The organism is Desulfobacula sp. (assembly GCF_030145145.1).
Lineage (GTDB): Bacteria > Desulfobacterota > Desulfobacteria > Desulfobacterales > Desulfobacteraceae > Desulfobacula.
The window spans coordinates 95,432-119,195 of sequence record NZ_JAQYWD010000011.1 but is presented as its reverse complement, the minus strand read 5'-3'; the positions used below and the strand labels follow the sequence as shown (position 1 = coordinate 119,195).

Below are 23,764 nucleotides of genomic sequence, written 5' to 3'. Positions count from 1 at the left end.
TGGTGGATTAACAGGCATTCGATTGTTCACCGTTTTACCCGGCAAACGATTCGTTTGATCCTTAAATATTGAATCAGCCAGCAGAGCCGATAAAAATTTAAATTAACGGTCTTAATGGGTTGTTTCATTTCGTGGCTATCGGCGCAAAAGGTGATGACGCATATCTGTGCTTTTATCCCATTGGGGAATATGCAGGGGCCCTTACCGTCTTTAAGAAACGGGCATGGAGAAAGGTACAAGGTGTCATGGGCATTCAGGCGGTGTTGTATGTCGTCTTTCAGGTGGGGCAGCAGGGTGAGGATAAAAATAAAATCCCATAAGCTGAAAATCGAATCGATATCCAGGTTTTGGCAACACATCCCTTTGCATTTTTCCAGACAATACTGCATGGACGTGCTGCCAGCGACCAGCAGTGCTTCCTGGGATTCTTTTATTTTCCGGCACAGGTTTTGGACTTGGGTTTCATCGGAAGGAGGTAAGCCTTGAGAAATCCTGACTGCTTTTTCAAATAAATATCTGGTTCCCATTATTCAAATCCTTGAATTTAAATATTGCTGTCAGATAGATGGGGATAAAGGGGCTTATAATGGTTGTTTTCATTACAACCCCCTTGATATAAAAAATATAATCCCTTTTATTGTTTGATTTTCCGCAAGACCTTAGAGGACCATTTGGGATCATTCATACGATTGCTCAGGCTTGTTCCCAGCTTGGAAAGCATCTGGTTGGACTGGGCTTTTTCTTCTGCTTTGGTATAGAGCTTCGTTGCAGTATCAGGGTCATTCAGCTGGAGCAAAGAAATTTCTGCCAGAAACAGCAGGTCTTCAAAGGATGTCAGCTTTTTTTGGGCTGCATGTAAGGTGTTGGACAAAATTATCCGGTCTGACGTCTGATTTTTTATAAAGGAAATCAGTTGTGCATAATCTCTTTGTGACTGGCAGAGTGATTCTGCAGCAGCATATAGTTTTCCGGCCCATTCCGTGTCCCCAAGCCAGTTAAAAATCGCTCCGGCAGCACTGCTGAATTCAAACAGGCTGTGGCTGTTTTTCTCGACTTTGGTCAGCAGGCTTGTTGCCCATTCCTTGTCATTGAATGTTTCTATTGCTATGGATGCGAGTTTGATAAGATCACTGTTTTTTGTACTTTTCTTTTCAATGCCCGTATAGATTTCACGAATCCATGCCTTATCTTTGAGGGTTGCGGAAATGGCATTGGTCAATTCGTTATAAAAATTGAAGCTGTCACATTTGTCCAGAAGTTCAGAATAGATTTCCCGGACCCAGGTGTCATCTCCCAAGTCTGCATGGATATCAGCAGCCAGTTTGATAAAATCATTAAAATTGATGGTAAGTGATTTCGTAACTTTGTACAATTTGGCGGCATAATACGTGTCACCCGTTTTTTCAAACACCTCATGGGCCAGTGTCCGCATGAGGAAACAGGTTTTGTCTTCTTGTTCTCTTAAAATAAAATCCGCATACAACGCTTTGAATTCTTCCCGTTTTTTCAACTGGAAGGAAATGGCCGATGTCCAGGGTTCGTCATCGGTTACGATGTCCTGGATAGCCTGGGCGGTTTTAATAAAATCGGCATTATTTTTAACAGCTGCTTCAGCCTGTTTGAGAACCTGGACAGCGGCATCGGTGTCTTTGAGATCTTTTGCCAGGGCAATGGCCAGATCAACCAGTTGGCCGCAGTCCGGATTTGTGGCAGCCGCTTTCTGATATACGGCAGAGGCAAAGGCTGCATTCCCTGTATTCTCAAAACCGGCTTTGGCCAGTTTCAGATAGTCTGAAAAGTCTTTAAAAACGGTTTCAGCTTTCTGATAAACCGACATTAAAAAATCTGCATCATCCAGTTGTTCTTTGACGGTTTCGGCAAATTTGAGTAGCTCATTGCCGGATTCAAGCGATGCCAGGGCGCCTTCATAAATTTTCCGGGCAAGATCCTTGTCTTGAAGGTCCGTCATAACACCCGCTGCAAGGACGACAAAGTCATCTGCCTTAACCGCTTTTTCTATTGCTTTTTCATATACAGCTGCCGCACGGTCTTTGTCTTGGAACATATCCAGAAGTGCTTTTGCAAACAGGACAAAATCATCTATTTTCGAACATTTGTCAAAAGCCTTATCAATGATTTGTTCCGCAAGTTCCTGGTCTTTGATAACTTTGGCGATATGATCACTTAATTCCAGATAATCCGTTACTTTAACACATTTTGTACTTGCAGCACCGATAATATCTTTAGACACATCTTCAAGCTTAAGCGCCAAAGCGGCTGCAGCCAGGTTTAAATAATCCTCTGTTGAACTGCACAGGTTTTTACCCTGTTCCAGGAAGGAAGCCGCAACTTCCGCATTCTGGAGCAGATCAATGCCTGCCTTGGCATATGCAACCGTGTCTTCATAGCTTTCAGCCCAGCCGGCACCTTCTTCCAAAAGTTCGGAAGCCCACTCTTTATCCGAAAGTCCGTCCATAATCTCTTTTGCCACGGCAATATATTCTTCCGGTGCGTCACACTCCTCGGCTTTTTCTTCCAACTCTTCTTTGAGTCCCATGTTCTCTCCTTATTTTTTTTGAGAATACCAGTTTAATATTGTGATTTAGGTATGTAAAACAATGTATTATATTTATAATCTAAGAAATTTTCCTATCACAGGTCGGTCTTTTGTGCAATCAATATTGTCCTTTAACAACAGTTCACAGTGAAGTTTATATCTCACGGGTGAGCGGGCTTTGCTTTGTATCGAGTTGGAAGAGCAATCCCCTCTGGATTCTTTCACGTTCCAGAAAACTAATAATTCGAAGAAATAGGTCGGCAGAAGGGTAATGTGGTGGGTGGTGAGAGTGCAATGTGACAGTGCCTTTGTAGAGGTCATAATCAGATCAGGATCTGACCTAAAATTTGTTTTGCATTGTAATTTTTATTTGTGTATTATCACTTCGATCTACCGGCAATGCCCTGTATAGTGCGGTTTAAAAAAGATAAGCCCATGGCCTTTGTATCTGTCAACTGGACAGGCATCTCTTTTTTTGAGTTGGTGGATTGCCGGCAGACGGGATTTGACGATTATTTTAAAATACATCGAATATCAAGACGCTTGTGAAAGTCGCAAATGATGCATCTGAAAAGATTGAAGGTTGGAAAAAGAAATGCTGCAAAAAACAGCAGTGCACAAGTTAAGAGGTAAAAAATCGTATGACCAGTATTAAAAAACTTTTTTTGCATAATATGCTTTCTATAACCTTTATTTCCTTTGTCTGCCTTTATTTTTTTGGGGTTTTGAGTGAATATACCGAATTTAATAAAAACTCAGCATCCGTTAAAGAAAAATTTGTTGCCTCAGAGAAACAAATACTGAAAACACATGTTCAAACCGCACTGGAATATGTTCAGTATATGAGAAACCAGACGGAAAAAAGGCTTCGGAACTCGATTAAAGGGCGTGTGAATGAAGCCTGTGCCATAGCCTTGAACATCTATAATGAAAATAAGGAATCGAAATCCCGCTATGAAATAAAAAAAATGATAAAGGATGCTTTAAGGCCGATACGGTTTAACCAGAACCGGGGGTATTTTTTTGCCTTTAACATGGAAGGGATTGAAGAACTTTTTGCCGACAGGCCTGAAATGGAAGGCAAAAATATGATGGCGGTGCAGGGCGCCAAAGGCGAAGATGTTGTGCCGGATATGATCGAAATAATAAAGGCACGCAAGGAAGGCTTTTATTCTTATACATGGTCAAAGCCGGGAGAATCGGATGCAAACCATTTGAAAATTGCCTATGTGAAATATTTTGAACCCTATGGATGGGGAATCGGAACCGGTGAATATTTAGAAGATGTGGAAAAAGAAATTCAGGAGGAAGTTCTGGAAAGAGTTTCAAAGCTCCGATTTGAAAACGAAGGCTATTTTTTCGGGAGCATTTACGGGGGGCAGCCTTTATTTATAAACGGGAAAATTACAAAGACAACAAAAAACATTTGGGAATTGACCGATCCCAAAGGGGTTAAAATCATACAGGAACAGAACAGGGCTGCAAAAGAGCCGGGGGGGGGATTTGTTTCCTATTTCTGGCAGAAAATGGATTCAGAGGAATTTTCCCCCAAGTTGGCCTATGTTGTCGGTGTTCCGGAATGGAGATGGATCATTGGTGCCGGGGTGTATCTGGATACGATGGATGAAATTATCCTGTCAAAAAAAAAAGCGCTGTATCATGATTTTTTAAAACGAGCTGTTTTATATTTTGTAGTTATGATTTTCATGTCCTTTCTGATTCTTTTTTGGACCCGATATCAAGCGCATAAAATTCAATCCGGGATCAGGCTCTTTTCAAACTTTTTTAAAATCGCATCTTCACAGACAACGGCCATTGATACGGCTGGACTACAGTTTGAAGAGTTCAAGAGTATTGCTGTGTCTGCCAATCAAATGATTGAAACGAGAACAGAAGCCATTCAGGCCCTTCGGGAGAGTGAGGAAAAATTTCGGCTGACATTCCTTTCAAGCCCGGATTCGATCAATCTCAACAGGGTGGAGGATGGGATATATCTTGAAATAAATGAAGGCTTTACAAAGATTATGGGATACTCTCGTGAAGAAGTGATTGGAAAATCTTCCCTTGACTTCGATATCTGGAATGATCCAAAAGACAAGGACCGCCTGGTTTCAGGGCTGAAAAAAGATGGGGTTGTTGAAAACCTGGAAGCAGCGTTTCAGGGAAAAGGAGGGCAAATAAAATTTGGTCTTATGTCTGCACGAATATTGAAAATCGGAAATGAAGATATCATTCTTTCCATTACCCGGGATATCACCGAGCGTAACCAGATGGAGGCAGATCGTAAGCGACACCTTGCCGCCATTGAGCAAATCGCAGAAGGTGTTGTAATTACAAATGCGGATGGCAATATAGAGTATGTCAATCCCGCGTTTGAGAAAACCACAGGGTATTCAAAGCAAGAGTTGATCGGAAAAAATCCACGAATTCTGAAAAGTGGTGAGCATAATGAGTTGGTTTACCGGCAACTGTGGGAGACGATAATTACAGGAAATACCTGGAATGGCAGGTTGACCAACAAAAGAAAGGATGGCAGTTTTTATACAGAAGATGCCACGATTTCACCCGTACTTGATAAATCAGGAAAACTAATCAATTTCGTTGCAGTTAAGCGTGACGTTACCGATGAAATCAGGATGGAGAAAGTATTGCAGCAATCCCAGAAAATGGAAGCCATCGGCACCCTTGCCGGTGGTATTGCCCATGATTTTAACAATATTCTTTTTCCCATTGTGGGGCACTCAGAAATGCTCTTAGAGGATGTCCCTGATGATAGTCCATATAGAGAAAGCATCAATGAAATTTATACGGGATCACTGAGAGCCAGAGATCTTGTGCATCAGATTCTTGCCTTTTCACGCCAGGGAACCAATGATCTGAAATTGATAAAGATGCAGCCGATTATAAAAGAAGCCTTAAAACTTATCAGATCCACAATCCCCGCAACCATTTCCATCAATCAGAGCCTCCAGCCTAACTGTGATGCCGTAAAAGCAGATCCCACACAGATCCATCAGATTGTAATGAACCTTGCAACTAATGCCTATCATGCCATGGAAGAAACAGAAGGGGAATTAAAAGTAAGCCTTAAAGAAGTCGAATTGGGGCAGTATCACTTTGTAAATTCTGATATGGCTCCTGGTTCATATGCCTGCCTGACAATAGCAGATACCGGCACGGGTATGGATAAGAAAACAATTGATAAAATTTTTGACCCGTTTTTTACCACGAAAGTAAAAGGTAAGGGAACTGGAATGGGATTATCAGTGGTCCATGGTATTGTGAAAGCCATGAATGGCGCAATCCAGGTTTACACCGAACCTGGCACAGGGACTCAATTTCATGTTTATCTGCCTGTCATCAAGACCCGTTCGGCAAAAAAAGAGACCCAGGCAAATGAACCCATACTCGGTGGTACTGAAAGCGTCCTTCTGGTGGATGATGAAGAGGGCATCATTGCAATGGAAAAACAGGTTCTGGAGCGTTTAGGGTATCAGGTTACTTCCCGCACCAGCAGTATTGAAGCTCTCGAAGCCTTTAGAGCAAGTCCGGATAAATTTGATTTGGTTATTACAGATAAAGCAATGCCGAAAATGCCTGGGGACAAACTTGCAGTTGAATTGATCAAAATACGCCATGACATCCCCATATTGCTTTGCACGGGGTTCAGTGAATCCATTTCTGAAGAAAAAATTAAATCTCTAAACATTAAAGGTTTTCTATTGAAACCAATCCTTATTAAGGAGCTTGCTCAAAAAATTCGTGAAGTGCTGGATACAGTATAGTTGACAGCCGGTCTAAAAATAAAATTGCCTCTCACCACAACATATTGTAAACTTAATTTTTTTGGACATTGCCGGAATTTAAAAAGCCTTCATGTCCTTTTTTGTTTTATAGAATAAGTATTATTTTTGGGGAAATAATGAAAAGCATTACCGCAAAATTGTTAATTTCTATCGGTGTTATAACGGCTTTGTTTTCCTGTTTGCTTCTTTATTCTTCATATACCTTCACAAATAATCGTATTTATGAGGTTATTGAACAACAGGCCTTAATGGCATTGAAATTTGATCTTGCCATCCGTAATTATGTAGGAAACTATATCCGTCCAGTGATGTATCAACTGATCGGTGAAAAGGAGTTCATTCTTGAAACAATGTCAACATCCTATGTTGCTCGCTCAATTTTTGAAGACGTCAGAAATGAGTTTCCAGAATATATAATTAAATTTTCTTCTAAAAATCCTCGAAACCCCCTCAACCATGCTGGACCTGAGGAAATCAAAATCATTGAGTATTTCGATAATAATCCCCATTTAAAAAAATGGGAGGGCCCGATAAAAATCGGAACCAAAGAGTATATGGCCAAATTCAACGCAAGACGTATGGAAGAATCATGTCTCAATTGCCATGGTGATCCTAAAAATGCACCAGTTTCCCTGATCGAAAAATATGGTCCAGTTGCAGGGTTTTATCAACCAATGGGAAAGGTAATCGGTATGGATACCGTGGCAATACCCATTGCTAAGGTTACGGAAAAATTGTGGTTTGAGCTTAAAAACACTTTTCTTTTTGGTGCTGTAGGACTTTTATTGTTTTTTGTAGTTATTATCTTTGTCATAAAGTTTCTTATCATCAACCGTTTAATTCTTATTTCAAAACATTTTTTAACTGCTGTGGAGGAGTCAAATTATTCCCAGATCAATCCGATTCTTGTAAAAGGGAAAGATGAGATTTCTGATTTGGCATTTGGATTCAACAAGCTTACTGATAGACTTAAAAATTTTTATTCTTCACTGGATACCCAAGTAAAAAAAAGAACTAAATCACTTGAAATAGCGAATGAAAAATTATTACAGGGAATCAATGAAAGGAAAATGATTGAAAATGCTTTAAGGGAAAGTGAAAACCGATTTAAAGCCCTTCATTATGCATCGTTTGGCGGCATTTCAATCCATGATAAAGGGATTATTCTGGATTGTAACCAGGGGCTTTCTGATATGACCGGCTTTTCCATTGAAGAGCTGATAGGCATGGATGGACTCATGCTGATTGCACCGGAATGGCGAGAACCAGTTATGGAAAAAATACGAAGTGGTTTTGAACGGCCCTATGAAGTTGAAGGACTCCGTAAAGACAACACCAGATATTATATGAGAATACAGGCTAAAAATATTCCCTATCATGGTCGCGCAGTGAGAGTTACAGAATTCAGGGATATCACAGAGAGCAGGCGGGCAGAGAAAGAAAAATTAGATGCCCAGAAAATTGCGGGTGAACAAAAACAGCTTGCTTTGGTTGGACAGGTTGCTGGAAAAATGGCCCATGACTTCAATAATATCTTGAGTATAGTAATGGGTAATGCTGAACTTTCGCTTATGGAATGTAAGGATGCAGAAACAAAGAAGACGCTTGAATTAATATTCCAACAAACTTTACGCGGAAAAAATCTTACCCGAAACTTAGTGGCTTTTGCCAAAAGCCAGGAACCTAAACAGGAATTTTTCAAGATTAGCGATAAAATCGACTTTGTTATAAATCTTATGAAAAAAGATATGGCCGGGATTGAGTTGATAAAAGAAGAAGAACAAAGTATGCCTTATCTGCTCGCTGATCCAGGTATGATTGAGCATGCATTGGTAAATCTGTTTCAAAATTCAATTCATGCTTTGGGAAAGGTTGGGACTCCGAAAATAATGGTCAGAACATATTATATTGAAGAGAAAATTTGCGTTGAAATTGAAGATAATGGCTGCGGTATTCCAAGTGAATATTTGGATAGGATTTATGAACCCTCTTTCACTCTAAAGGGAAGCAAGGACGTATATGAACTGTATAAAGGGGATATTGGGGGAACAGGTTATGGGATGGCAAATGTAAAAAAATATATAGAACAACACAAAGGGGAAATACTTGTTGATTCGGAATTTAGAGCGGGCACTAAAATTACCATTAAATTCCCCGTCATAAAAAAAGAATTAACAGAGGAAGAAATAATAAAAGTTAAAAATGAAAAAATCTGTTTCGGAAAATATATTCTGCTTGTTGAAGACGAGCAGGCTATCTCAGATGTCCAGTACACCATACTGACAAGTGAACCCTTCAATCACAAAGTGGATATTGCCAGTAATGGACAAATTGCAGTAGACTTGTTGAATAGAAATAAATATGATTTTGTAAGCTTGGATTATATTCTTCCTGGAGATCTCAGTGGTAAGGATATATATAATCACATCAGATTATCAGACAGAACCATTCCGATCCTTTTTATTTCCGGCAATATAGAATTTTTAGAATCCATAAAAGAAATAAAACGAAAAGACCCTTATATTGATCACCTTTCAAAGCCTTGCAAAAATATCGATTATGTGAACCACATAAATAATATGTTTGAAATAACACCACTGCCTGCCAGATTATGAATGACTCATTTTGAATTTATTTCCACCTTAATGAGCTTTTCAAGGGTTTCTCTAAATTTGAGGGATTTAGTCCCAGGGGCTCCTTTTTTAATATTTCTAACCAATTGCCTCAGCCGCTGGCGCTCAAGCCCGGGAAATTCATCCAGCAAGGCCTCCATCTCAGCCGGTTCACCGGTTAACAGCTTGTCTATCCACACCTTGGATTCTTTCGCAGCTTCAGATTCAAGAAGATTTTTTTCTTCCGCTTGCAGTAATGCCAAACGGATGGATTCTGGGTCTATATTCCGCATCAACGCGCCAATGAACTGCCGGTGCCGTCGGCCTGCAATATGGGATGTAATTGACTTACCCTCGATAAGGGCGGTCTTCAAATTTTTCGGAATCTCAATATTCTCCAATTGCTGGACAGATAGGTTGTCCAACTTCAAACCTAACCGCTGAAGTTCTTCAGCTTCTTTTTTCCGCTGTGTCTTACTTTGATATTGAATCTCATCTTCCACGGTTTCTGTCCTCAATAGATGCCTGTATTATCAGGCGGATAATTTGAACTTTAATTTCCAGATTGAGGTGTTTTTTACCACATCCCGGGCAATGCTGGAACTGGTGATGATTTGGATTGTCCAAGTTTAGTCCTTAGCAGGTTAAATGAAAGCAGGCAGCGATCTTTTTATTGCCCTGAATTTCTTTCTGATATTTTTCTTTTGCTTTTCCGGTTCGCAATTGAATTAATTTTAATGGATTTTTTGTTACAGCCTTGAGTGTTTCAATCAGATTGGGATCAGTTTTCATCAACCCGAAAGCGCCTGTACCGACAATAAGAACCTCAGGTGTGGCATCAATGATCGGTTGTATGTCATCATAGGCGAGGAAATGCCCTTTTTTTCGACGCCAGTTTTTTAGGATATGACCGTTGGGAAGGATCATCAGATCAGATGTAATGGATTCTGAGTTGACAATTATTTTCCCAAATCGATAATAGTCTATGCTGGGCATTGAATTCATAACAGTATCATACCCCGAATCAAATACAATGATCAAGGTCAAAGCGTTTGAGAAAATGAATTGTTTTTGCCTTACCCAAAATGGGTTCAAAAAAATAAACGATCCATTTTGGATTCCCGTTCGTCCTAAAATCGCAGGCTTAAAATAGACATCGGGGAATGCCGGAATACTTTTTCCGCTACCGTACCAAAAAGAAATTCCGGAAGGTCTGTTTTTCCTTTTTGGCCGATGACACAAAATGCAGCGTCTGAGTTCTCCAAAAAATTTATTATTTCAACCGAAGGAATCCCCTCTTCAATGTGTATTTTAGTGGTGATATCTTCAGCCTGACAATCTTGGATGAGGGTTTCAATTTTGGCAATCCGCCGGTTTTTTTCACCCGCAATAAACTCAGAAACCGGAAAAAATTCCAACTGGTCAGCCTCAAATTGCTTTTTTGCAAAATCAATGACCTTTTGGTTAATGATATGAAGGATCGTTATTTCAGATTGAATCGACCGGGCCATATTTACCGCATATTCAAATATCGATTTAGAATATGTTGAAAAGTCCAGTGCCACCACAATTTTTTTTGTTTTATTCGTTAACGGTTTCATTTTATTTTCCTCCATTTTTTTATCAACTGATTAACAGGTGGCAAAAAATACTGGCCAGATACCCGCATGCGATCACCGGCATCCACTTTAAATGAACACCAAACGTATATGTCCCCCTTGCCGTTCCCATGAGGGCAACACCTGCAGCCGAACCAATGGCCAAAAGGCTCCCGCCTGTTCCGGTTGTCAGTGTCACCAGGAGCCACTGATTCAGGGGCATGCCCGGATCCATTGTCAGTACGGAAAACATGACCGGAATATTATCCACAATAGCGGAAATAGCACCAATAATAACGTTGGCCAGCGTAAAACCAAGGGTTGCGTACATGGAAGTTGAGATAAGATCAAGGTAGCCGAACTGTGCAAGCCCGCCTACGCAAAGGATAACCCCATAGAAAAACAAAAGGGTATCCCACTCAGCCCTGGATACGCGTTCCATAATATCAAATTGCCGGGCTTTTTTATGGAGTTCGCTTACATCCTCTATCACCTCCACAGCCCCCTGTATGTGGCCATTTTTATCTGTGATGGGGGCTGCCGTAAACAAAAGCCATTTGCCGGTATCAGAAATGGAAGGGAAAAAGTCAGATACGTCAAAAGATGATTTTATAAGGTCATTTGTCTGGTATTTCCCATGATAGAACTTACCAATCAGGGCATCCGGGGTACGGTCTATGACAATATCGCATAACGCGGGCCGTTTTTTATGATAAAAGGGCTTCCACTGATCACGGGTCCCCATACACGCTGTTGCCTTGATGCCGGTAAGGTCTTCCATGGCTTTATTCCAGCGGGTGATTTTATGTTCCCGGTCAATCATGAACGCCGGCAGGGAACTATCTTCAAGCAGTTGTCCTATTCTTTCAAAGGTTTTCCCCAGAAACGGATGAAGGGGATGATGGGATTTACCTAATTTCCTTGCACCAAGGACATAATCGTAACGGTGTTCCCGGCCCTCTTTAAGTTTTACATGATGGCTGAAAATACCCAGACATGCCAATCCGAACATCATGCCGGCAGCCGGTGGAAGGTTTAAAAAATTATGGAAACACACAGCGGTCGTAATCGTCAGAAGAAATAGGATCATCATCATTTTAGCCCCATATTTCATGCGGACGTCTTCAATAACAGGGGTGGGCTTTTTGTTGCGGATTATGGCAAAATTCATGATAATGGCGGGTACAAGCCAATTGGCCATGGCGGGTAAAAACAAGGCAAAAAATTCAAAAAAATCAACCTTGCCTTTTTGCCAGACCATGAGTGTTGTAATATCTCCAAACGGTGAAAACGCCCCCCCGGCATTTGCTGCCACCACAATATTGATACAGGACAGGGCAATAAATTTTCGGTCATCCCCCCCCACTGCCATGACGATACTGCCCATGAGCAAAGCGGTGGTAAGGTTGTCTGCCACCGGAGAAATAAAAAAGGCCAGGGCCCCTGTGCTCCAGAAAACCCCGCGCAAAGAAAACCCTTTCCCGATTAAAAACGCCCGTATCATCTGAAAGACATTTCGCTCTTCAAGGGAATTAATATAGGTCATTGCTGAAAGCAGGAAAAGCAAAAGCTCGGCATATTCCAACAGGCAGCGTTTGATGGCGTCATGGGCCGTATGCAGATCTCCTGATCCTTTGTAGGCCAGGGCAACAAAAATCCAGATCAGGCCGGCAGCCAGCATAACCGGTTTGCTTTTTCTCAAATGGATGAAATTTTCCAACGGCACCAATGAATAGGCCACTAAAAAAACAAATATTCCAAGATACCCATAGACTGAACCCGCCATATCAATTGCCCTCCCGCATTATGTCCACCCACGGCACCCTACCCTTCGGGTTTACCCCTTATCGTTAATATCTACACAATTGCTTGGATAAACCGTCCCATGGCCTTATAAAAAGATGTGCCGGCATTGTGTTCAAGGGCCCTGGCAAATCGGGATGCAAAAGGGCCAAGATGCTCTTCTAAGACCTGGTGTTGAAGGGTTTGGGCATACATTTTTTTCTCTTCGTCGTCTTCATTGATACCCTCGATTTCTCTGAAACACAGGTAGGCCAAGAATTCAAATTCTGTGGCAATATGATCGGGCGGCATGTCAAATCCTTCATCCATTTGAAGGCCGGCTTCATAGTATAATCTGGCGATTTCAAAGGTGGATTCCTGAAGCAGCTTTCCTTCCCGGTAAACAGATTCAAAAAGATAGACCTGCCGGGGTTTTGAGGCAAAACACATCCAGGTATAGTCTTTTTCCAATGCAAGAAGCAGGTCTTCTGGGCTTTTTGTGGTGTTACCATACTCCTGTTGGAGGTCTTGAACCGCTTCTTTTGTGCCAGGCCTTTCTATCTCCTCAACGATCGCCAGAAGATTCTGAATAAACGAATAATCCAGGAGCCCGGCAACCAGATCCTGGTCTGGATAATTGAGGGCCTGGGCGACCCGTGTATACATCATTTCCCGGATTTCAGGAGAAGATTGAACGTATTGATCTGAAAATATCATTTTTTTTTCCTTGGTCGTTAAATGATTGCGTTGCGAGCTGTTTTCACCCCGCAACGCAATCAATGGGTTATGGGGTTGATTTTTCCTTTTCCTCGGTTTCAAGTCTGGCTCTTCTATTGCTAAAGGTTTTGAATCCCCCAATGGCTAAGGCAGCCATACCGGGAAGGGTCACATCCATGGCCGGTTTGTTTTGGGCCCTTTGAACGACGTTGGGATATCCTAAATCGGCGGGTGCCTGTTTCATCAGCGTGATGAACCGGCAACCTCCGGCTTCCGTAAGCCCATAGAGGTTGAGATGTTCTTCTATCGTCCGTTTTTTGGCCAAAGCCACGATGGCATTGTATTCGCCGAAGCAGAGCGCATCGCTGGGGCAGACCTCAACACAGGCGGGCAAACCCCCGTCCTTGACACGATGGGCGCACATGTTGCACCGAACGATTTTTTGGGTCATGGGATCATATTGGGGAACCCCAAAGGGGCAGGCATCAACACAGGCTTCACAACCCACGCAGGCGTTGGCATCATAGAGCACAGAACCATATTCCGATTGAGTCAATGCCCCTTCGGGACATGCCTCAACACAGGCAGGATCCTTGCAGATCATGCACCTGTAGTGACGTATGCCTTCATCCTTTATTTCAACAACGGTTCTGAAAAGACCCTGGGAGGCCTGGGCATGGAACCTGTTTTCCTGGATGCATTTGTAGGTACAACTATTACAACCGGTACAAATTGTTGCGTCAAGCAAAATAGCATAATTCTTCATGGTGTCACTCCTTTAAACTTTCCTGATTCTCACGTGGTTATCCAGAACCCATCCCATCCCCAGGGCATCATATTTTTTAACCATTTTCGGGTCCTTCTGGGGGATGAGGTCACCGTCACGATACCCCCAGTCCCTGGCGTGGCGGAGATTTTTAGCCCGATGCCCGAGACCGTGAAAAAGAAGAATACACTCCTTTCTGACCCTTTTTGAAAGGTGGAGCCTGGCACGAACCGGCCTGGGAAGCTCTTTCATGTATTTGGGGTTGGTTTCCAGAACAACCTGTTCACCCTCTGTAAGGCTCAATTCCCTGGCATCATCCGGGTTGATCCACACACAGTCCATATGATTCCGGGTGGTTAACTGTTTCATGATGGCGCTGTTGACAAAGTTGGGGTCTGCATGCATGAGCCAGGGGGCCCGGGTATTCAGGGTGGAGAACCGATACTCTCCTTCAGTGCCGTACCACCGGGGGGACCATTGGGGAACGCCCTTGTAACCGGCTTGAACAAATTCATCCACATAAATTCTCAAGCGGCCATTGGGTTTGTTCCAGCCAATCTTTCGGATGTGCTGCCAGTTTTCATAGGGCTTTTTATCCACCCAGACCCCGCCTTTGTTGATAAAGTCCTTAAAATCCTTGCCGGCATGGGCTTTCTGTACCGCCATGTCAGCCCGGGTATCCTTGATGAGGTGTTTGGGGTTTGAACTTCCGTCTGTGGTCCAGTACTCAGGGGCCAGTCCCAGTCCTATTTTTTTGGCCAGGGTCCCCCAGCCGATCTGGTCTCCCGGAGACTTCTGAACCGGCAGGCCTCCCGCCAGGCAGGGCCACTTGGGGTAGTAGAGCCGGAGATCAAGCTTGGCACTCTCGAATTGATGGCCGGCGGCAAAAACGTAGTCACACCAATAGCCCAGGTCGTCCAGGTAAAGGTTCCAGTCGGCCACGATTTCCATTTTTTCCAAACTCTTTTCCACCATTTGAGGCTGTATAAACGAATAGAGACCCCGATGGGGATTCCTGAAAAAGACCACTTTGGTGGTGGTGCCATGGTAGAGACCGAAACCCGCCATGCCATAATGGCCCGGGGCAGAGTAATCCCGATTTTTGTAAATATTCCAGGTGACCGGAAACTCGTTTCTGCCGTCCACCGGCTTTTGCGGCTGGGGCGGATAAGGCCTGGGGATTGGCGCTATATCGTCCAGCCAGGGAAGCGTGACGTCATGGAGCAGGAGCACGCCGCCCTCATGGTCCATGCCCCCGGAGAGCATGTTGAGAATGTTGATACAATGCCGCAATTTCCAGCTGTTGGCGTAGTTGGGTCCTGCAGCATCCCGCTTGAGGGCGGGGCAGAAGGCCCTGGGAGCTGCGGCACAATATTCCCGGGCGATGCGTCTGATGGCCGTTGCCGGCATGCCGCTCAGTTTTTCTGCAGCCTCGGCAGTACACCCGGCAGTGGCTTCCCAAAGTTTTTTAAGGGCCGGACTGGCAGTGATTTTTTTACCCTTGAACTCAACGGTATAGGGTCCACCCTCCAGGGCCGGGGTTTTGCACTCGTCCAGGGGTTTGATTTTTCTGTCCTGGGTGCAATACCCGAGCCATTTGCCGGTGTTGTCTGTGGCGTGGAGATGGGTCTTTTCATCAATTAAGGCAGGGGCATCCGTATACTCGCTCATGAATTGGCGATTGTAGATGCCTTCTTCCGTAATGGTCTTGATCATGGCCAAGGCAATGGCCAAATCCGTCCCCGGCTTGACGCTGTAAAATTCGTCAGCATAACAGTCCGCCAGCGTGCTCCGCACAGGGTTGAGCATCACTCTTTTGGTCCCCTTTCGCCTGCCTTCAACGATATGGTTCAGAATCCCCGCCTTGCTGGCCTTGGTGAGGGAGTCGAAACCGAACCAGAGCTCATATTTTGAATCACTGTAATCATAACCGCAGATGTGATGGCTCGGGGTATAGGTACTGGAATAATAAGGATTGGGCGGGTTGGTGACCGTCAGGCAGTTGATATAGTAATGGGTTCCGAAACACTCGGTCCTCTGATCAGCCCGGGTGATGCCCGTGCTCTGACAGAGTCGGTTGGTATAGGGATCTCCTGGAGAGCACATGAGGATCTCTTCCCTTTTGTACTTTTTGAGGCGGTCCACGAATTCATCCGCCGCTTTTTTTGTATCCATGACGACCCAGCCTGGATCATGGTCTGTCCCTTTCTGGGGGTTGGTCCGCCTGAGGGTGACCATGAGTCGATCCGGGTCATACATGGAATCCACGAATCCCATCCCCTTGATGCAGTATTTACCCCGGGATACCGGGTCTTTTTTTCTACCTTCCAGGGTGATGGCCCGTTCAAGGCCGGTGACAGGATCTACCCCCACCACGACATTGTAAGCGCAGTTGGCTTCGCAGGCCCGGGCACATACCTGGGGAATTTTTTTTGTGATACGATAAGGGCGTTCCTCCTGGGGGTGGTCACCAAACGCATGGGCGAATTTGAGATGTCTAAAGGGAAACACAGAGGCTGCTGCAAGTCCTGCTGTTCCTGCTGTGGTTTTGATAAAGTTTCTTCTGGAAATTTTCATTTGAGAGCTCCTTCTAAATATTCAGGCAGAGTTAACGTCTTTAACACGTTTGAGGAAGACAGATGTATTATGAACCGCCCCTGTTAATGGTGTTATTTTGTTTGCCTTACGTTTTATGATTAGCAAATTATATACCTGAACAAGTAAAAAAAAGATTTAAGAGGCCACCGGCCTGACACCGCCCGAATGGACAACCGGTAATACATACAGCAATCTCAAAATAACGGAAGAATGGATCAAGTGTTTACAAGATGTAAAATATTATTACATCGTCCAGAAGATATACGTGAACCTGACCGGCATCAAAACCATCAACTAAAATTCATGGTTTTCCAAAAATGCCGTGACGTAATGTCCATTTTTTTAGGGGGATTCCCTTTCAACAGGGTCATATAAAGGACGATTCGAAAAAAACCATTATGATTTGTCTTGCATCCCAATTTGGTGTAAGCTGATGGTATTTGAGATTCATCTGACCTTCAAAAGTGTCCATGCGGTTTTATGGTTTGGAAACGCTCCGGTTTATGACACGCTTTCTGCAGCTGAAATTAGTCTGTTCAAACGTAACGATAGGACAACCGGCTGACACACATATGGAGTGGATGCATGCAACAGATAAAAAAAATACTTTGCGCAACCGACTTATCAAAATTTTCAGACCGCTTTCTGTCCTGGGGAGTCGACCTTTGTCTGAGGCTTGACGCTTCTTTTTCAGTGTTTCATGCGATCCCCCCTCCCCTCGATTCCGTTGCCCGGCAAATTGAGTTCGAAAGAGGCGGTGAAAAAGAAGAAAAGATAGCGGCAGCCCGGGAAAAAATAAAAAAAATAATGGCGCCCTTTGATATCAGATGGGAATCTTTTATACGGTATGGCGATCCTGTCCTTGAAGCAGCAAAAATTGCCAAAAAATCAAAAGCAGATATGGTCCTTGCAGCCAGCCAGGGGTTTTCAGAATTCCAATTGTTTTTTATGGGTTCAGTGATAAGGCGCATGGCTCAAACCATGTTGCAGCCTTTTTTGGTGATTCCCCCTATTGTTTCTGACACCCCGCGTCCAAAAGATGCGTTTCTCAATATCCTGGTGGCCTGCAGAATGTCAAAATCAGATGCTTACCTGAAAAATTTTGCAATGACCTTTTCTGAAAAATTTACAGCCGAGATCTGTTTGGTCCATGTCATGGAATCGCCGGTGAACGAGACGGTTGTGGACATCACTTCTGCCCATTATGATGACGTACAAAAACGGTTGGAAGAAAAATTGTCTTTACAGCTGAAAAAGATGATGCCTGCTAAAACGCATATCCTCAGGGGGGTTCCCGGTGAAGAGCTGGCCATTTATGCGAAAACCCATGGCATCGATTTAATCATTGCAGGAATGGATGATCGCCCGGGCAGGCTCATACCCACCACCACCGAAGCATTGCTGCGTCATTTACCCTGTGCCGTGCTGACAATTCCCGTAAAATCAACTTGACAGGCCCATAAAATTTGAATTTTGGATAAAAACAATGACAAAAAGAACCGGCATCGTAAAAGGGAACATCTTTTTAACGCATATTCCAGGGGAGGGATGCCCGGATACCCCTGAAAGACTCCAATCCATCTATTCAATGCTGACAGATCCTGACATGCAGGATATCTTTGTTGATGTTCTGCCCCAACGAGCAGCAAAAGAGGACATCCTTCTTTTTCACACCCATGAGTATGTTGAAAAAATCGCTGAAACTAAGGGAAAAAGCCTCATCGCCTTTACAGGGGATACCCATGCATCTGAAAATACCTTTGAAGCAGCACTCCATGCCACGGGCGGACTGTTAAACGCCATATCCCTGGTAGCAGCAAAAAAAATAGAAAATGCGTTTGCCCTGATACGGCCCCCGGGGCATCACGCGGAAAAAAGCCGGGCCATGGGGTATTGCCTGTTCAACCATGTTGTTCTGGGTGCCATGTTTGCACAGGAACGGTTAAAACTGGGCAGGATTTTGATCATCGACTGGGATATTCATCATGGAAACGGTACCCAGCATGCATTTCAAAGAGATCCCACGGTGTTGTTTTTCTCTGTCCATCAAGCCGGTCTTTTTCCGGGCACGGGCAGTTTTACCGATACCGGTTCAGGTGCAGGAGAGGGATATACCATCAATCTGCCGATTCCCAAGGGATCTGGTGACGCAGAATACGCAGCTATTTTTGAGCAATTGCTTGCGCCGGTTGCCGAACAATTTGCACCGGAACTGATATTGGTTTCAGCAGGGTTTGATATTCATTCGGATGATCCCATGGGGGGCATGCGGCTGACGGCTGAAGGATTTGCAGCAATGACAGCCTCAATTAAAAAAATCGCCGACACGGTATGCAATGGCAAATTTGTGATGTCCCTTGAAGGCGGCTATCATTGCGATGCGCTTTCAGGGTCGGTAAAAGCGGTACTAAAGGAGATGGCGGGTGTTACACACTGTGATGTCAGTGCAATGGCAGCAAAAGCGGATAAAAAAAAGATGGCCTTTATTGTCCGTCGATGCATTGATGTCCACAAACATTCCTGGAATTTTAGTTAATCTGGTGAGGTGTGGTATCATGAATAAAATCAAAATTATGGACGCTGCAGTGAAAAAATGGCAACGGATTATCGATAAAAAAGGGTCTGACGGGGGCGTGCTGGATTGTCCGCCCTGCAGAATCTATTATTTTCTGGTCTGCACAGGATGTCCCATTGCTCAATATACAGGACAGAAATTTTGCAAAGGGTCGCCCTATATCCCCTGGTTCCGGCACCAGTTGGAACAGCATGACAAACTGATCAAAAAGGTCTATTGCCCGGAATGTGAAATCCTTGCCCGGGATATGCAAAATTATATGATTGAAATAAGAGATCATCTCAAGGCAAAAGAAGCACAGAGAGCAAGGCAGAAAGAGTGTTGATCCCTGCACTGGTTCTCGTGGAAATTTTTTGCATGTGTACGGCAGCGTTTTTTTTGTTTCGCAGGGACGGCAATCCGTTTGCAGAATCCGCTTCATATGCCATTATTTCGGTTTTCATGGGATTGTCTTTTCTTCACCAGGTCTCTTTTATTACTGGCTATTCCATCATTTCCACATGGGGAGAAACTTTTTTTTTCATGGTTTCATTGATCCTGATTTTTAGACATCGTTCCTGCATTTTCAGCATAGTTGACACATTAAAAAGTATTGGATCTGCAAATCCCATCTCTTTCATTTTTCTGGGGGGGTGTTTTTTGTACATGATTATCCATACTTTTTTGCCGATTCCAAAAGAATTCCAAAAAGACCTTTACACGATAAGCCTTTATACAAAAACCGGATTTTTTTCTTTAGGAAAAGCGGCTGAATTTCCTGGGTTTGTACCGGTTAACCACCTTGTTTTATTCCACACCTTTCTACGGTTCGGATCCGGAGCCGGTACCGGCGTTTTTTCTTTTTTAGCGTACCTGTCCATTGGTTTTTCCACCTATGCCCTTGCCAGACGGTATTCGTGGCCGCCCACAGCCTTTACCACCGCCATTCTGGTCCTGTCCCTACCCCGTCTGGTTATCCAGGCCCTATATCCGGATTGCGAAATTATATCCGTTGCCGTGGCACTTTTTTGTCTTCTGGCCATTTATCGAACGGTGGAGCTGCCAACCCTGATGGATTCCATTTTTTTAATCCTGGGACTTTTTTTCTGCCTGTCTGACAATATTTCCAGCATGATCTTTGCGCCGATTCTTTTTGTTTTGTCCGGCGTGGTTCTGTTCAGACGGCATGGCGTTCTCCCGTGGAAAAGCATGTTGGGAAAAAATTACTATGCCATTTTTACCATTGTACCAGGGGCAGTTTTTTCCCAATCCTGGCTTTTTTTGTCCAATCATTTCAACAAAGGATCCTGGCAGGGTAACATGGTCACCCTGCCTTTCAACACCCATGGGATACAGGGCGCAGTGGCAAATTTTATACGGTATATTTTTGAAAGTATGAATGTTACAGCACCGGTCGCTATCTTTTTAGAAAGAGGGTTGAAATGGAACATTGCCCAGCCCCTGGAGTCGCTTTATAATTTTTTGGTAAGGCCGTTTTTAGGTGAAAGTGGTGCTGCTCAGATATTTCATTTGACTGGGATGCCAAAGGAAATATCTTCATTCGGACCGGTGGGGTTTTTTCTGGTGTTTCCAGCCTTATTTTATGCCATGCTAAAAGGACCCCGCAGGCTCAAATCGGTTGCCATCGTCTTTTTTGTTTATTTTTATCTGGTATCTTTGATCATGGCCTGGACTCCTGATAATGCCCGGTTTTTTTTGTTTTTTTATGTCTGTGCCGGTTTCAGTATTGCCTTTTTTTTACCCCCATGGCGGTTCATGAAAAGGACCAAACAGATTTTTCAGGCAATTGGATGCGTTCTGCTGTTATTAAGTCTTTTAACAGCAGTGTAACTGAATGCCATTACCATGACCCAGGACGGGTCCAACCCCCGGGACCCGTCAGAATCACTCCTCCCCGATGGTTTTGAACGATTCCTCGGGCGCGCCGCAAACCGGACATTTGGCCGGCTTTTTCTTGTCGGTGACATACCCGCACACCTGGCACACCTGGTAGGCCTTGACCACTTTTTTAATCATCTGGTAGATGGCCCTGTCATACAGTTTTGCATGGAATGATTCCGCATCCCTGGCATGGGTAAAGGCCAGCACGGCAGCCGCTTCGCCTTCATCTTCCGCATCTTTGATGAAGTCAGGGTAGATGTTTTCACTCACGGATTTTTCCCGCTGAAAGGACAGTTCAAGATTGGTGTCGGTATCCTTTACCACCAGATCCTTGACAAGGTTTAACTGACGGGTGGCATGGACCCTTTCTGCATCGGCAATCGCCCGGAACAGGAGAGCAATCTGGGGGACATCTTCCTCTTCAGCTTTCCGGGCATAGGCCAGCAGTCTGAAGTAGGCCTTGGCTTCACCAATAAATGCCTTGTAGATATTTTCTTTTGTTTTTTCTTTCATTTTTCAGGGACCTCTCAGGTTTTAATTCGATTTATTGAAACCCGGAAAGTCTATCATTTTTTGTGTTTCTCCACAATGGATGAACCCAATAAAAAAGAGTTGACTGATTGTATGGTTTGCCCTTTAAATCCGGTTTGAGCCAGATCAATCTTTTTAACCCCTCCAATGGAATTTTGCCCGGAGACCTTTCAGGAAATGCCTGCACGGGGCAAAAGCTGTCATTTCCGAGTCCCTTACCGAATGTCTATATTCTTTCATTCGTTTCAAGCGCATCTGCGACATTATCAAGGCCCATGGATTCAAGGGTTTTTCTGGTTGGACACCCCGTGTTTTCATCCCAACCCTGGAACCGATAAAAACGGGTCTTGAAATCTTCAAATCGATCTGGGTTAAAATGCCTTCCGGAAGTTATCACATAATCCCACTTTCCGTTTTTTATACCTGGCATATATTCCGGGTATCCGCTGGGGGTTGTTCCCGGACGGGTATAGATATAATCGGCAAATCGAACCATGTCCCGGTGCCTGCCCTGGAGGGCCCAGATGGCATTGTCCAGGTTCCATATCTTTTTACCCAGGTTAATGCCATCCAGAAATGAAAAGTTCTTGCCGGTCACATCATTGAAAAATCTTTGTTCGGCTATGCCTGTGGCACCGGCCTGCCCTGGTCCGTAGAGGTTTAGAAAATCAGGCCAGCGAAAATCACATAACTGGACCGACTGTTTCCAGAACCGGGTATAATACCTGTGCCAGCTCACCAGCTTGATCATATGCTCCGAGTACATGTTTTCCGTGCTGAAGTCGAGCATTTTCATATCTCCCTGGAAGGGTTCCATCTTGTCGGTAATGATCTGGACCACATCCTGGGAAGGGGGTAAGGGTTTACCGGACTGTTTATAATATGTTGGGAAAGCCCTTAGCATATCAAAGCAATGTTCATTTATATCCCGGTCACCCAATATGGTGCCGTAGCCCCAGTCCAGCTGGGATCTCTCCAGTTTGTGCCTGGGAAGCCCCCAGTGGGGGAACTGGAGAAGGCCGGTTTTGAGATCAGAATTCTCTCCTTCCAGACGGCCCCATTTTTCAGCAGCCCGGACAAACCCTTCTGCCAGGATATCGCCAAAGGGATGGGGATTCCCCTTGCCGTCATTGCGAAAGGAAATCGCTTTCACCAGTTGCTCAGCAAAGGACAGTTCCCCGTATTGTTCATACGCCAGGGGGCAGTCAATTTCTTTTCCCTTTCCGATAATGCCCCTGGCCTGGAGCCTTTTTAAATAAAGCTCTCCCACAAACATCTCTGCGGCGTTTAAACCGTACCGGTTGATGAGATCCGCCGCCTGGCGCTGGATTAACAGGGTCTTGCCCAGGTAATAAAATACGGATGTGAAGCAGATGGCCTCGTTTCCAATACCATCCTCGTACCGGCCCCGGCACCCGGCCGTGCATCCCACACATGCCTGTGGCCTTTGGCCGATCCTGGGCTTTCCATACCGGTAAAGCGCCATGGGCACGGGCGGGCTTTGAAACCCCATTACAAACGTGTTAAATTTAAGATTTTTCAGATCAAATTGATACTGGTCTTTCAGCCACAGCCTGGATTTCATCAAGGCTTTTGGATCGTTCACTTTGACACTGCCGGTACCGATGACGCTGATGGCTTTGAGGCCTTTTTTCCCGAATACCGCACCAAAACCGCCCTGGCCTGCACCATTGCCGGCATCATGGATCAGGCAGGCCATGCGGCTTAAGTTTTCGCCTGCAGGGCCTATGGCCAGGACCGCAGGACGCTGGGTGGTCATATCGCCTTTTTTATTGACCTTGACCCAGTCTCCGTAAGCCCCGTCTCCGGCCACATCCTTCCAGATGATTTTCTGGCATTCCCAGGTATCGGTTCCCCACAGATCCAATTCCCGGCATTCCCTGATCCTGACTTCGTGATTTCGAATATCAATCCATACCCGGCTGTCTGCCTGGCCCTGGATCGCAATACCGTCCCAGCCGGCATATTTGAGCATGGCTGAAAATCGTCCGCCAAAATTACTCCGGGTAAACCAGCCGATGGGAAGGGACTGAACACCAATACCCTGAATTTCCGTTCTGGCCGCACCCGATGGTACCAGTGTGCCACATAAGGGAGAACTCATCAGGGTAATGACATTTTCAGGGTTAAACCCGTCAATGGTTTTGTCTTTAACCATATCAAAAAACAGGGCAGATCCCATGCCGTGCCCCCCCACCCATTGCTCATATTTTTTAGTGGGGATGGTGGTAATGCTTCGGGTACCCAGATGAATGCTTAAAATATTACCTGCATATCCGTTCATATCTAATACCTCCGGAATTAGCCGGGTTCGCTGTAT

General features: G+C 44.5%; 17 protein-coding genes. 6 read left to right on the top strand and 11 right to left on the bottom strand.

Features of this window, described 5'->3' with window-relative positions; translation table 11 throughout:
- Window positions 1-26: 26 nt before the first annotated feature.
- A complete protein-coding gene (locus Q1Q15_RS08250; RefSeq protein WP_300458392.1) occupies window positions 27-527 on the bottom strand; it encodes a hypothetical protein in 501 nt (166 codons plus the stop codon).
- Window positions 528-634: 107 nt separating this feature from the next.
- A complete protein-coding gene (locus Q1Q15_RS08245; protein ID WP_300458390.1) occupies window positions 635-2,557 on the bottom strand; it encodes a hypothetical protein in 1,923 nt (640 codons plus the stop codon).
- Between the two features lie 725 nt (window positions 2,558-3,282).
- Between Q1Q15_RS08245 and Q1Q15_RS08240 the strand changes: the two genes are divergently transcribed.
- Together Q1Q15_RS08240 and Q1Q15_RS08235 are read left to right on the top strand one after the other, a co-directional pair.
- Complete coding sequence (locus Q1Q15_RS08240; RefSeq protein WP_300458387.1) at window positions 3,283-6,342, top strand: cache domain-containing protein; 3,060 nt, start codon at window positions 3,283-3,285, stop codon at window positions 6,340-6,342.
- Window positions 6,343-6,479: 137 nt separating this feature from the next.
- On the top strand, window positions 6,480-8,978 hold the full coding sequence (locus tag Q1Q15_RS08235; RefSeq protein WP_300458384.1) for a DUF3365 domain-containing protein: 2,499 nt from the start codon (window positions 6,480-6,482) through the stop codon (window positions 8,976-8,978).
- 5 nt (window positions 8,979-8,983) lie between these two features.
- Here Q1Q15_RS08235 and yjgA read toward each other — a convergent pair whose 3' ends face one another.
- The 7 genes from yjgA to Q1Q15_RS08200 all read right to left on the bottom strand — a co-directional run bounded on the left by yjgA (window position 8,984) and on the right by Q1Q15_RS08200 (window position 16,415).
- Window positions 8,984-9,478 (bottom strand): ribosome biogenesis factor YjgA, encoded by a 495-nt coding sequence (gene yjgA, locus Q1Q15_RS08230; protein WP_300458382.1) that lies wholly within the window; start codon window positions 9,476-9,478, stop codon window positions 8,984-8,986.
- A gap of 133 nt (window positions 9,479-9,611) precedes the next feature.
- Entirely contained in the window at window positions 9,612-9,980 is a 369-nt protein-coding gene (locus Q1Q15_RS08225) for an MTH938/NDUFAF3 family protein (RefSeq protein WP_300458380.1), read from the bottom strand.
- A gap of 125 nt (window positions 9,981-10,105) precedes the next feature.
- The gene (locus tag Q1Q15_RS08220; protein WP_300458378.1) at window positions 10,106-10,576 is read right to left on the bottom strand and encodes a universal stress protein; all 471 of its coding nucleotides are present in this window, start codon (window positions 10,574-10,576) and stop codon (window positions 10,106-10,108) included.
- A 22-nt stretch (window positions 10,577-10,598) separates the two neighbouring features.
- The gene (gene nhaD / locus Q1Q15_RS08215) at window positions 10,599-12,359 is read right to left on the bottom strand and encodes a sodium:proton antiporter NhaD (protein ID WP_300458375.1); all 1,761 of its coding nucleotides are present in this window, start codon (window positions 12,357-12,359) and stop codon (window positions 10,599-10,601) included.
- A gap of 71 nt (window positions 12,360-12,430) precedes the next feature.
- Window positions 12,431-13,072 carry a molecular chaperone TorD family protein gene (locus Q1Q15_RS08210; protein WP_300458372.1) on the bottom strand — a complete coding sequence of 214 codons (642 nt, stop codon included), beginning with the start codon at window positions 13,070-13,072 and terminating at the stop codon, window positions 12,431-12,433.
- Between the two features lie 67 nt (window positions 13,073-13,139).
- Window positions 13,140-13,838 carry a 4Fe-4S dicluster domain-containing protein gene (locus tag Q1Q15_RS08205; RefSeq protein WP_300458371.1) on the bottom strand — a complete coding sequence of 233 codons (699 nt, stop codon included), beginning with the start codon at window positions 13,836-13,838 and terminating at the stop codon, window positions 13,140-13,142.
- Between the two features lie 12 nt (window positions 13,839-13,850).
- Window positions 13,851-16,415, bottom strand: a complete 2,565-nt coding sequence (locus tag Q1Q15_RS08200) for a twin-arginine translocation signal domain-containing protein (protein WP_300458369.1) — start codon at window positions 16,413-16,415, stop codon at window positions 13,851-13,853.
- Window positions 16,416-17,021: 606 nt separating this feature from the next.
- On the opposite strand from Q1Q15_RS08200, the gene Q1Q15_RS08195 reads away from it, so the two are divergent.
- From Q1Q15_RS08195 to Q1Q15_RS08180, 4 genes are read left to right on the top strand one after another with little or no spacing between them, the layout of a single operon-like run.
- A complete protein-coding gene (locus tag Q1Q15_RS08195) occupies window positions 17,022-17,888 on the top strand; it encodes a universal stress protein (RefSeq protein ID WP_300458367.1) in 867 nt (288 codons plus the stop codon).
- A gap of 34 nt (window positions 17,889-17,922) precedes the next feature.
- Window positions 17,923-18,972, top strand: a complete 1,050-nt coding sequence (locus Q1Q15_RS08190) for a histone deacetylase (RefSeq protein WP_300458365.1) — start codon at window positions 17,923-17,925, stop codon at window positions 18,970-18,972.
- 19 nt (window positions 18,973-18,991) lie between these two features.
- Window positions 18,992-19,336, top strand: coding sequence for a hypothetical protein (locus Q1Q15_RS08185; protein WP_300458362.1), 345 nt, complete (start codon window positions 18,992-18,994; stop codon window positions 19,334-19,336).
- Window positions 19,330-20,841 (top strand): hypothetical protein, encoded by a 1,512-nt coding sequence (locus Q1Q15_RS08180; protein ID WP_300458360.1) that lies wholly within the window; start codon window positions 19,330-19,332, stop codon window positions 20,839-20,841. The genes Q1Q15_RS08185 and Q1Q15_RS08180 overlap by 7 nt, the downstream gene beginning before the upstream one ends.
- 54 nt (window positions 20,842-20,895) lie before the next feature.
- On the opposite strand, the gene Q1Q15_RS08175 is transcribed toward Q1Q15_RS08180, so the two are convergent.
- Window positions 20,896-21,405, bottom strand: coding sequence for a rubrerythrin family protein (locus Q1Q15_RS08175; RefSeq protein WP_300458358.1), 510 nt, complete (start codon window positions 21,403-21,405; stop codon window positions 20,896-20,898).
- A 244-nt stretch (window positions 21,406-21,649) separates the two neighbouring features.
- The gene (locus Q1Q15_RS08170; RefSeq protein ID WP_300458356.1) at window positions 21,650-23,728 is read right to left on the bottom strand and encodes an aldehyde ferredoxin oxidoreductase N-terminal domain-containing protein; all 2,079 of its coding nucleotides are present in this window, start codon (window positions 23,726-23,728) and stop codon (window positions 21,650-21,652) included.
- Window positions 23,729-23,764: the final 36 nt, after the last annotated feature.

Excerpts from the sequence above, each read along its gene's own strand:
- Q1Q15_RS08250 (WP_300458392.1), bottom strand. The coding sequence starts at position 527 with ATGGGAACCAGATATTTATTTGAAAAAGCAGTCAGGATTTCTCAAGGC.
- Q1Q15_RS08245 (WP_300458390.1), bottom strand. The coding sequence starts at position 2,557 with ATGGGACTCAAAGAAGAGTTGGAAGAAAAAGCCGAGGAGTGTGACGCA.
- Q1Q15_RS08235 (WP_300458384.1), top strand. The coding sequence starts at position 6,480 with ATGAAAAGCATTACCGCAAAATTGTTAATTTCTATCGGTGTTATAACG.
- Q1Q15_RS08225 (WP_300458380.1), bottom strand. The coding sequence starts at position 9,980 with ATGAATTCAATGCCCAGCATAGACTATTATCGATTTGGGAAAATAATT.
- Q1Q15_RS08220 (WP_300458378.1), bottom strand. The coding sequence starts at position 10,576 with ATGAAACCGTTAACGAATAAAACAAAAAAAATTGTGGTGGCACTGGAC.
- nhaD (WP_300458375.1), bottom strand. The coding sequence starts at position 12,359 with ATGGCGGGTTCAGTCTATGGGTATCTTGGAATATTTGTTTTTTTAGTG.
- Q1Q15_RS08210 (WP_300458372.1), bottom strand. The coding sequence starts at position 13,072 with ATGATATTTTCAGATCAATACGTTCAATCTTCTCCTGAAATCCGGGAA.
- Q1Q15_RS08205 (WP_300458371.1), bottom strand. The coding sequence starts at position 13,838 with ATGAAGAATTATGCTATTTTGCTTGACGCAACAATTTGTACCGGTTGT.
- Q1Q15_RS08200 (WP_300458369.1), bottom strand. The coding sequence starts at position 16,415 with ATGAAAATTTCCAGAAGAAACTTTATCAAAACCACAGCAGGAACAGCA.
- Q1Q15_RS08195 (WP_300458367.1), top strand. The coding sequence starts at position 17,022 with ATGCAACAGATAAAAAAAATACTTTGCGCAACCGACTTATCAAAATTT.
- Q1Q15_RS08190 (WP_300458365.1), top strand. The coding sequence starts at position 17,923 with ATGACAAAAAGAACCGGCATCGTAAAAGGGAACATCTTTTTAACGCAT.
- Q1Q15_RS08185 (WP_300458362.1), top strand. The coding sequence starts at position 18,992 with ATGAATAAAATCAAAATTATGGACGCTGCAGTGAAAAAATGGCAACGG.
- Q1Q15_RS08175 (WP_300458358.1), bottom strand. The coding sequence starts at position 21,405 with ATGAAAGAAAAAACAAAAGAAAATATCTACAAGGCATTTATTGGTGAA.
- Q1Q15_RS08170 (WP_300458356.1), bottom strand. The coding sequence starts at position 23,728 with ATGAACGGATATGCAGGTAATATTTTAAGCATTCATCTGGGTACCCGA.